Genomic DNA, 9,634 nt, shown 5'->3' with positions numbered 1-9,634 from the left:
GAGTTACCGGTTACACCGTAGCTGGCACGAAGCTGAAACTGATCGAGCCAGTCAACATTCTCAAGGAAACGCTCGCGGGTAAGCTCCCAGCCCAAAGAACCGGAGTAGAACAGACCCCACTGATTGTCTTCACCGAAACGGGAAGAGCCATCATAACGAACCGTTGCGGTTGCGAAGTAGCGCTTGTCGTAGTCGTAGCGAACCTGGCCAAAGAAACCGGCAATACGGAATTCAGTAAAGAAACCGCCTACGCCGAACGGATCAGCGGCACTGTTCAGCGTTGTAAACAGACCACTTCCAAAACCACGGCCTGTAGCACTGAAAGATTCACGCTGCTGCTGGCGGTATTCAAAACCGGCAACACCCGATACACTGTGGATATCATCAAAGGTGTTGAAGTAAGAAACCGTGTGGTTGGTGTTCCAGTTGGTTACGTCGCGGCTGGCCTCAAATACCTGACCGCCAAAACCTGAAAAAGAAGGGATTTCCGGCGGACGTACGTTGGTGTCACGCACATTACGGTAATCCAGACCAAAGAAAGAACGAAGTACGATGTTTGGTGTAATCTGGAAATTGGCTGCAAGATTACCAATTACCTGATTGGTACGGCCGGTACGCTGCTCAAGGTTAACACCCTGAATGATGTTGTAATCGCCGGTAACAGCCTCATTAAATGTTCCGTCTTCGTTGAAGATAGGCTGAATAGGAATCGCATACGGAGCCGCGAAAAACGGACCGTTTATCCAGTTACCGTCAGCGATAGAACCAAACTGAGAGGTTGTAGCAAGCGCAATACTTGTCTCAAGTGAGAAAAGCTCGCTTACACGGTGGTCAAGGTTGGTACGAACGTTGAAACGCTCAAAGTTGGACTGAATAATCTGCGCTTCCTGATACTCGTAAGCACCTGATACAAAGAATCTTGTTTGCTCTGTACCGCCACGTGCACTTACGTTTACGCTGCGGGTGTTACCTGTACGGTAAATAGCATCCTGCCAATCGTAGTTTGGCACAAAGCGCAGGAACTCTTCAAGGGAAGTGATATTCGGATCTCTGAGGTTGTTGAAGAAAGCAGTTTCTTCCTCAGGTGTAGCGAATTCAGGGAGGTTAATCAACTCATTACGCACAAGGGCACTGTTACGGAAATTACTTTCCTGTGTATCAGGATTGTTGAGCGCTGTGGAAATACCACGGCGGGCATTTACAATCGCATCGTTACGACGGCCTTCGATCTGCATCTGTACCCATTCAGGGCCGGTAAGCATGTCATACTTGTTAACCGCTTCACGTGTACCTACCTGTGAGGTAATCTGGAACTGTGTACGACCTGCCTGACCGCGGCGGGTAGTAATAAGAACTACACCGTTGGCAGCCTGAGCACCGTAGATAGAAGCAGCAGCTGCATCCTTAAGAATTTCGATCGACTCGATGTCGCTCGGGTCGATAGCTGCAAGCGCGTTAGATGAAGCCTGTGTGGAACCGTCGGTGTTTACAGTAATGGGCACACCATCAACTACAAACAGCGGGTCGTTACCGGCGGTGATAGAGCCTGTACCACGAACACGAACGCGAAGGGCACCACCCGGCTGACCGGAAGCTGATGTAATGGTAACACCGGCTGCACGACCCTGGATAGCGCTGTCGAAGGTTTGTACAGGAAGGTTGGCAATCTGCTCGCCACGCACCTGAGCAATAGAACCGGTTACCTCGCGCCGTGGCTGTACACCGTAACCGGTAACAACCAGGTCACGAAGTTCAAGCCGGTCCGGCTGAAGTTCTACATTTAAGGTAGTAGTTGCACCTGCTGTAACGGTAACGGAAACCGTACGGCCTACGTAGCCTACATAAGTAACCCTAACATTATGGGTACCTGCAGGTACGTTATTAATTGTGTACTCTCCGTCGAGATTGGTCGATTGACCAAGACTTAGTTCAGGCAGGAAAACAGTTGCGCCAGGCAACCCCTCCCCTGTCCGAGCATCCGTAATTGAACCCGTAATTGAGCCGGTTTGAGCCGAAGCAACAACGGGGATCAACACGACTAAACTCAATACTGCGAACGCTAGTATCTTTTTAATCATAGATGACCTCATGAGTTAGTTTAACCATATGTGAGTTTTTCGCCTTCTCAAGCACAAGTTTTCTGACTTATTTAATACCTGATCACGTTTTGTTTCGTTGGGGTACCAGGGAAGTCTCTTGCGCTCAATATGGCTTTTAGATAGAATGCCGTGTATTTGTTGGCAATTTGGATATTAATACAATATAAAGTGAATTACAACTACGGATTACCACAATAAACACTTAGATCCTGTATGCCAAAACCCTAAATTCTTAATTTTTCGTGGTAAACGCAGTTGAAATTCCTAATTTTTTAAATTCAATCAGACACGCTTTGTTCGCGTTTCTTTTTCTGCCCCTCAATTACCCAGGCCGCCCGGCTTTATCATTTATTCGGTTTATGAATCTTTTCTCTTGAAATTGACTTTATAAATATCTGATTTTATATCTCCTGTAACATTCCGACCTCTTAGCCAGGCCCTTATGATTTTCCGTTTTTATGCAGTGTCCCTGTCAGTTTTGTTTCTCCTGACCACTATTGCGGGCTGTGCCCGTACGCATTTTCCTGATACGGTTGATACAGGTCAGCGGCTGATCCTCACAGAAGGGGCACCGGAATTTACACTCAGTGCCGACGGCAATTATACTGAGGCTGGCGATCCTTTCCTGAATGTTTCTGTTTCGCTTGCCAAAAACAGCCTCGTATTTATTACCCGCGAAGGAATACCGACGGCAAAAATTGAGGCTCGCTTCGAAATCCTCCCGGATGAAGCCACTCAGCGTTCAGGCCAATCGGTTTATACGCGTACCAGCACTCATGTAATTGAAGGAGACCCCGAACTAACCGTTCAGCGCTCCGAGCGCATCCGCTATGAGGAAACCTTCCGGGTTAATCCCGGCTTTTATACCATAACTCTCTCAATTAAGGATGAGGCTTCCGGTCAGTTCCTGAGCAGAAGCGTTACAGCTCAGTTACCCGACCTCGATGACGAGTCCGGACTGCTTACCGGTATCAGCCTTTTTGGAAACAGCGATGAGGAGCCCGGCCCTGTTAGCATTGGCACCTACGATGTGCCCGGCGCTTTTGAAACCCTCACCTTTCGGTATTTTATCACCCGCAGCCCCGACGATCCACCCATTTATGCGCACATGCGGCTACTCGAGTTCGAATCAGATCATCAGCCCGCACGGCACATGTCGTTTCGGAACCTTCCGGCTAACTCCATACGGCTCAGGGGTATAAACTACGGGCAGAGCGAGGTACTGGAAGCGCAAACCCGGCTGTTTGCTGACGAGTTCGGTGCTATTGAGGTTGAGTTCACTATCGAACCACCCGATATCGGCAGCTTTCGGTTTGAGGTATTTACTTCGCAAAACGCATCTGCTAACCCTTCCGATGCAATTGTTTTCCGGGCCCGCGATTTTGGCATGCGCACTCCTTACTTCCCTGAAATTTCGAGCGCCCGTGAAATGGCCGAACCCCTGATTTATCTGATGAACGACCGCGAGCATCAGCAGCTCATGGAGCTTGAAAATGACCGCGAGCTCCTCCGCGCCGTTGAGCGTTTCTGGCTTGAAAACCTTGAAAGCGCGGAACTCGCCCGCGAAGTGATGCAGCTGTATTATGAGCGCGTTGTGGAAGCCAACAAACAGTTTTCTAACCACAAAGCCGGCTGGAAAACAGATTTGGGTATGATTTACATCGTTTTTGGTCCGCCCTGGTACGAGGAAATGTTCGGCCGTGAACTGCGCTGGATTTACGGATACGACCGCAATGATCCGTTTCGGGTGTTCGTTTTTGACCGCTCCAGAATGGGCAATGAGCGTTTCCCTTTCAACAACTGGACCCTAATCCGCCGGGATTTTTACCACAGCGTGTATTATCACCGCACACAGGAGTGGCTAAACGGTTTTGTGCTGAGGCGGCCTTTCGGAAGCTGACCCCTGCCTACATCACCCAACCCGCTAACGCAAATCCCGAAGCGGCTGCCGCAATGCCAAAGGCAATGCTGAGCGCAATATTCAGTACAAACCTGAGCGTGGTTTTCAACCTGAGCAGGTCGATACTTTGCAGCATCCAGGTCGAAAAGGTGGTGTAACCGCCTAAAAAGCCCGATAGCAGCACGATTACAGCCCAGTCGGGCATCCACGCCGGATGGAGCAAGACATACCCGGCAATGAAACCGGCAGCAAAACTGCCGCTTGTGTTGATCACCATCGTCCCAAAAGGATATCGTGTTTTTATAAATCTGCCCGTTACCTCATTCACAGCATAACGGCAAAGTGCACCGGCTCCCCCGGCCATCATAACCAACAAAAAAAGAACTTTCGTGCTCATTTCTGTATTTTCCTCCCCTGCTTCAATCCCAAGCGGAGCCCGAACAATACGGCCGTGATTCCGCCCAGAAAACTACTTAGGATATAGAAGCTCATCATCCAAAAAGAAACAGCCGCCGTATTCAGAATGTCCAGCGAAAAGGCCGAAAAGGAAGTGAACGAGCCCAGCACACCGGTGCCGAGAAATGGCGCCCACGGGCTCGCCTTCAGCATAACCATGCGCAGGCGCGCCGAAACATAGCCGAGTAAAAAAGATCCGCTCAGATTTTCAGCCAGAATTACCCAATAAACCCGGTCGGCCTCCGCACCGCTCAGCAGAATAAGCCCGAAGCGCGCGCCCGTACCCAGGGCACCGCCTGCAAAAATGAGGCATAGCTTATGGAACCGTGCCGGTTGTTGTTTACTCATATTAGGTTAGGGGGATGCTGTCTTCCCTGTTTTTTCCGGCCGCCATGCCCGCAACGGCTTCGGGAGCTTCCAACGTAACTTTACGGTTTCTTCGGATGAAAACGCCGTCGAGCGGGCTAAAAAACAGGGCCAATGCGAAGAAAATGCCGGCCATAACTGCGATGGCACCGGCAATGGAAGTGTTTGTAATATATGCCAGGTAATACCCGCTTAATGAGCTGAGCACGCCGAAAGCGACGGCAAGAACGAGCATCACAGAAAGCCTCCGGGTGAGCAGATAGGCCGTCGCAGGGGGTACTACAATAAGAGCAACCACAAGTATAGCCCCGACACTCTCAAAGGAAGCGATGGTTGAAAACGAAACCGTGCCCATCAGCCCGTAGTGTATAAAGGCAACCGGGATACCCATACTTACAGCAAGCTGCCGGTCGAAAGCATAAATTTTGAGCTCTTTGTAGCATCCCAGAATAAAAATCAGGTTAATGACCAGCACCAGTCCTAAAATCCAGACGGGGCGGGGGCCCATGTTCATGCCGGCAAAGAACCAGATATCCCAGGGCACGTAGGCAATCTCCCCAAACAAAATGCACTCGTGGTCGAGGTCAACGGAGGAGGCAAACAGGGTGATGATGATTACGCCGATAGCGAACAAAGTCGTGAAAACGATGCCCATGGAAGCATCATTCATAAGGCGGCCGCGCTCCTGCAGTTTTTCGGTGAGGTACACCGTAAGCAGGCCAAACGCACCGGCGCCCAGCAGCATGGGGAAAGTGTTACGGGAGGCTGTAAGCAGAAATGCGATGGCAATGCCCGGCAGTACGGCATGCGAAATGGCATCGCCCAGCATGGCCTGCTTTCTGAGCACCAAATAAGTACCGACCAGCGCACAGGCCGCTGAAGCAAGGCAGGCAGTGAGGATAATCCAGAAAGTAGTCATAAGGCGGCTCCTCCGCTACGGGGGCTTGCTTTGGGGATGCGCTTGTTGTGCGGATCTTCTTCGGGGTTGTTGAGGATGCGCATCAGCTGCTGCTCCAGCTCAGGTGTTATCACATGCTCCATCGATTCGGCAGGATCATGCACATGGTCGCCGGGCAGCTGCAGTTTTTCGGTAAGGTAGAGCTCCCAAAGCCGGTGAATGCGCACAATGCGTTTGGCTTCCTCACGGCCGCCTTCAGTGAGCAGGTAACCCGACGGCTGACCTTTAAGATGTTGCACCAAACCCTGACTTACCAGGCGCCTCAGCCCTTTTTTGAGGCTTGCAGGCTCCATCCGTCGTTTTTTCAGGATTTCACGGCGCGTTCGGGAGCGGGCCGAAAGTCCGTCGCGCTCTTCGAGTTTGTAGAGTGTTTTGAGGATATTTTCGCCCGAGACTTTTTCCTGCTGCCTGCGCCGCCTCCGCCATTTCTGGAACTCTCCCCGGGCCGGAGCAAAGAAAAAAGAGAGGGTAAACAGCGCCGCTGCCGAAACCACCATCCACGGACCGGTTGGCATGGAGGGCGCGGTGTAGCTCACAAAAGTACCCGAAATAGCCGATATGGCCCCAACTCCGGCAGCAATAACCAACATCACAACAAGGGAATCGGTCCAGTAACGCGCCGCTGCTGCGGGGATGATCAGCATCGACGCCATCAGTACCACGCCCACAGCCTGCAGACCCGCCGTAATGGTTACGACCAGCAGCGTAGCCATGAGCACCTCCATCCGCTTCATCGGGTATCCGATTACCGTAGCAAAGCCGGGATCAAAACTTACCAGTTTGAGCTCTTTGAACAGCAGAATGATGGTTACGAGCACCATCACACTCACAAAACCAAACAACAATACATCTTCGGGAAGCATGGAAGCAGCATTGCCGAACAGGAAGGCATCGAGCCCGCTCTGATTGGCGTTACCGCTGTTTTGAATCCAGGTGAGCATTACCACGCCCAGGCCGAAAAAGACCGACAGTACCATCCCGATGGATGTATCGGTCGAAATCTTGGAATTCCGGATCACGAAATCCATTACAAGTAAGCTGATCCATCCGAAAACGACCGAACCTATGAGCAGGGCGAGGGGGTCTTTATCGCCGGTTATTATAAAGGCAAGACAAACGCCGGGCAAAACGGAGTGGGCAACAGCATCTCCCACCAGGGCGCGTTCTCGAAGTACCGCGAAACAGCCGAGCGCTCCGGCAGAGAGCCCCAGCATCACCGTACCGGCAAGCACCCAGCGCAGGTTTGGATCCTGCAGCAGGAAGAAATCTGCCCAGATTTCAGTCATGTTCGGTTTCCCTCACAAAGTTTTCGCGCCGTGAAAGTTCGATTACCTGCGTGAGAATATTCAGCCGCCCGCCGTAGGCTTTTTGCAGATTTTCTTTGGTGAAGGTGGTTTCCATGGGCCCGATAGCTACCAGCCTGAGGTTGAGCATCAGCACCCAGTCGAAATAATCGGAGACGGTCTGCAGGTCGTGATGTACCACAATTACGGTTCGCCCCGCTGAGCGAAGCTCGCGCAGCAGCTGCAGGATGTGCTCTTCGGTAGAAGCATCCACGCCGGCGAAGGGTTCATCCATAAAGTAGATGTCGGCATCCTGAGCGAGGGCGCGGGCCAGAAATACGCGCTGCTGCTGCCCGCCGCTGAGCTGAGCAATCTGCCGGTCGGAGTAAGCCGCCATGCCCACTTTTTCAAGCGCCTGCAGAGCAAGTTCACGGTCGCGGCGGCCCGGTCTGCGAAACATCTTCAGGTGTGCGTAACGGCCCATTAGCACCACATCGAGCACACTAACAGGAAAATTCCAGTCCACACTTTCGCGCTGCGGCACGTAGGCTATGCGCTTGCGCATTTGCTGCAAAGGCTTGCCGTAGATGAGAGCGTGCCCGGAAACCGGCTCAATCAGCCCCATTATAACTTTGATGAGGGTTGATTTCCCGGCGCCGTTCGGCCCTACAATGGCTGTGAGCGTACCCTCGGGCAGGGTAAAATCCACATCCCAAAGCACTGGTTTATTTTGGTAGGATACGGTGAGGTCATGCACCTCTACGGGCGGTGCTGATGCCCCGGTTTTGCTTGCATGAGTCATTTAAGGGCCTGAACGATGGTGTTTACATTATGTCGTACCATGCCGGTGTAGGTACCTTCCGGGGTGCCGCGGTTGCCCATTGCATCTGAAAACAGCTCCCCTCCCAGACTTATCTGGCCGCCGCGGTCGCGTACGCCGTTCATTAGCGACTGAATGGAGCGCGGGGCGATGCTGCTTTCAAGGAAAATAGCCGGGATTTCATTATCCATAATAAAGCGAACCATGCGGCTCACATCCTGCAGCCCGACTTCACTCTGGGTGCTCAGCCCCTGAAGGCCGCGGACATCAATAGTATATGCGCGGCCGAAATAGCCGAAAGCATCGTGCGCGGTAATGAGCACGCGGCGGCTTTCTGGTATAGTTGCAATCTCGGCCTTTACCCACTCATGAAGTAACATCAGTTCTGCTGCGTAGGCTTGTGCTCCGGCCCTGATTTCTTCAACAGCCTCAGGCACGAGTTCGCCAAGGCGCTCCCCTGTAAGCAGGGCAATTTCAGCCCAGAGTGAAACATCGAACCATACGTGCGGATCGTAGCTGCCGCCGAAATCGGTGGCTTCGATCAGCGCGTTTCGGTCAAGCTTTTCGGCCGCAGCGAAACTGCGTTCAGGCATGCGTGAGAGCACATCGGCAAGGCGGGCTTCGAGAAAAAGGCCGTTGTAGATAATGAGATCGGCCTGCTCAAGCCGGCGGACATCAGCCGGTGTTGCGCGATAAAGGTGAGGATCAACACCGGGGCCCATCATCCCCTGTACCCGAACATGCCCGCCCGCAATCTGAGTAACCAGATCTTCGAGCATCATAGTAGTGGTTACCACAAACGGGCGGTCATCGCCGGCGGCATCATCAGAGGTGCAGGAAGCAAGGCTAATGAGTAAGACGAGCAGAAAAGCTGTAAATAAAATGTATTTGGGTGATTTCATGGTATTTTCCGGTATCAGTTATTTAGCTCTATCAAAATTTTTGAGGCCAGATCGGCCGGCAGGAGAAAAGTATCACCATCTGTTTCAATTCGGATACCGTCCCGCTCAACCGAAAGCACCCGCAGCTGAGCACCAAGGGTTAAGTTAAGCCTTGACAACATGTTGAGGGTTCCGGAATCCTGCGTGCGCACCCTTGCAACAGAGCCTTGCTGTTCCGGTTTAAGACTGGTGAGGCTAAAGCGGGCGGGCGATTCAGGCAGCTGCAGGTCAACAGTCGGAATAGGATCTCCGTGAGGGTCGTGCGTCGGATGCCCGAGTTTCTCAGCAATTCTGGCTTCAAGGCGCTCACTGATTACGTGTTCAAGCCGCTCAGCTTCTTCATGAACTTCTTCCCATCCAAAACCCAGAATTTCAGACAGATAAAGTTCAAGCAGCCGGTGATGCCTCAGTACCTCGAGGGCAACAAGTTCTCCGGCGCGCGTAAGCCGTGCGCCGTAATAGGGCTTGTAATCAATTAAATTAAGCTCTGCCAGCTTTTTCAGCATATTGGTGACCGAAGCCGGTTTTACCTGCAGATGTTCGGCAAGCAACAGAGCTGAAACCAGCTCGTCATTATGCTCACTTAACAGAAAAATGTGCTTCAGATAATCTTCCTGCGCTTCGCTGAGTTTTGGTTTCATAAAGTTTAGATAAAACAAAAATTAGTGCTTCTTAATATAGGCATATAAGCTGTTATTCCGAAATACTGAGGCCAAACAACGAATCTTCTTCCTCAAAAATTTTTATCTCTATTCAAAACTATTGATTTTTAATTTAGGCAAGCCTAAATTAATTCAGCTTGTTCTTACGA

At 51.7% G+C, this 9,634-nt stretch carries 9 protein-coding genes; 1 reads left to right on the top strand and 8 read right to left on the bottom strand.

Annotated features, from left to right (window positions below; genetic code table 11):
- A partial coding sequence (locus LAT75_RS06680) for a SusC/RagA family TonB-linked outer membrane protein (protein ID WP_291481863.1) occupies nt 1-1,958 on the bottom strand: 1,958 nt, incomplete at its 3' end.
- A gap of 619 nt (nt 1,959-2,577) precedes the next feature.
- Here LAT75_RS06680 and LAT75_RS06675 point away from each other — a divergent pair.
- On the top strand, nt 2,578-3,999 hold the full coding sequence (locus LAT75_RS06675) for a GWxTD domain-containing protein (RefSeq protein WP_291481862.1): 1,422 nt from the start codon (nt 2,578-2,580) through the stop codon (nt 3,997-3,999).
- A 7-nt stretch (nt 4,000-4,006) separates the two neighbouring features.
- Here the strand turns inward: LAT75_RS06675 and LAT75_RS06670 are convergent, their stop codons facing one another.
- The 7 genes from LAT75_RS06670 to LAT75_RS06640 are packed head-to-tail and all read right to left on the bottom strand — an operon-like array spanning nt 4,007 to nt 9,464.
- A complete protein-coding gene (locus LAT75_RS06670) occupies nt 4,007-4,396 on the bottom strand; it encodes a CrcB family protein (RefSeq protein ID WP_291481861.1) in 390 nt (129 codons plus the stop codon).
- On the bottom strand, nt 4,393-4,803 hold the full coding sequence (locus LAT75_RS06665) for a CrcB family protein (RefSeq protein ID WP_291481860.1): 411 nt from the start codon (nt 4,801-4,803) through the stop codon (nt 4,393-4,395). The genes LAT75_RS06670 and LAT75_RS06665 overlap by 4 nt, the downstream gene beginning before the upstream one ends.
- A gap of 1 nt (nt 4,804) precedes the next feature.
- Nucleotides 4,805-5,740: a metal ABC transporter permease gene (locus tag LAT75_RS06660; RefSeq protein ID WP_291481859.1), complete on the bottom strand. Its 936-nt coding sequence runs from the start codon at nt 5,738-5,740 to the stop codon at nt 4,805-4,807.
- Nucleotides 5,737-7,065: a metal ABC transporter permease gene (locus LAT75_RS06655; RefSeq protein WP_291481858.1), complete on the bottom strand. Its 1,329-nt coding sequence runs from the start codon at nt 7,063-7,065 to the stop codon at nt 5,737-5,739. Before LAT75_RS06655 ends, LAT75_RS06660 begins: the two co-directional genes overlap by 4 nt.
- Complete coding sequence (locus LAT75_RS06650; RefSeq protein WP_291481857.1) at nt 7,058-7,864, bottom strand: metal ABC transporter ATP-binding protein; 807 nt, start codon at nt 7,862-7,864, stop codon at nt 7,058-7,060. The genes LAT75_RS06655 and LAT75_RS06650 overlap by 8 nt, the downstream gene beginning before the upstream one ends.
- Nucleotides 7,861-8,784: a zinc ABC transporter substrate-binding protein gene (locus LAT75_RS06645; protein WP_291481856.1), complete on the bottom strand. Its 924-nt coding sequence runs from the start codon at nt 8,782-8,784 to the stop codon at nt 7,861-7,863. The genes LAT75_RS06650 and LAT75_RS06645 overlap by 4 nt, the downstream gene beginning before the upstream one ends.
- 14 nt (nt 8,785-8,798) lie before the next feature.
- Nucleotides 8,799-9,464, bottom strand: a complete 666-nt coding sequence (locus LAT75_RS06640; protein WP_291481855.1) for a metal-dependent transcriptional regulator — start codon at nt 9,462-9,464, stop codon at nt 8,799-8,801.
- Nucleotides 9,465-9,634: the final 170 nt, after the last annotated feature.

Origin of the sequence: Cyclonatronum sp. (genome assembly GCF_022565315.1) — a bacterium.
Classification (GTDB): Bacteria; Bacteroidota; Rhodothermia; order Balneolales; family Cyclonatronaceae; genus Cyclonatronum.
Note: the sequence above shows the minus strand (reverse complement) of the source record. Positions and strands in the feature narration are given on the sequence as shown.

Excerpts from the sequence above, each read along its gene's own strand:
- LAT75_RS06660 (WP_291481859.1), bottom strand. The coding sequence starts at position 5,740 with ATGACTACTTTCTGGATTATCCTCACTGCCTGCCTTGCTTCAGCGGCC.
- LAT75_RS06665 (WP_291481860.1), bottom strand. The coding sequence starts at position 4,803 with ATGAGTAAACAACAACCGGCACGGTTCCATAAGCTATGCCTCATTTTT.
- LAT75_RS06640 (WP_291481855.1), bottom strand. The coding sequence starts at position 9,464 with ATGAAACCAAAACTCAGCGAAGCGCAGGAAGATTATCTGAAGCACATT.
- LAT75_RS06650 (WP_291481857.1), bottom strand. The coding sequence starts at position 7,864 with ATGACTCATGCAAGCAAAACCGGGGCATCAGCACCGCCCGTAGAGGTG.
- LAT75_RS06655 (WP_291481858.1), bottom strand. The coding sequence starts at position 7,065 with ATGACTGAAATCTGGGCAGATTTCTTCCTGCTGCAGGATCCAAACCTG.
- LAT75_RS06645 (WP_291481856.1), bottom strand. The coding sequence starts at position 8,784 with ATGAAATCACCCAAATACATTTTATTTACAGCTTTTCTGCTCGTCTTA.
- LAT75_RS06670 (WP_291481861.1), bottom strand. The coding sequence starts at position 4,396 with ATGAGCACGAAAGTTCTTTTTTTGTTGGTTATGATGGCCGGGGGAGCC.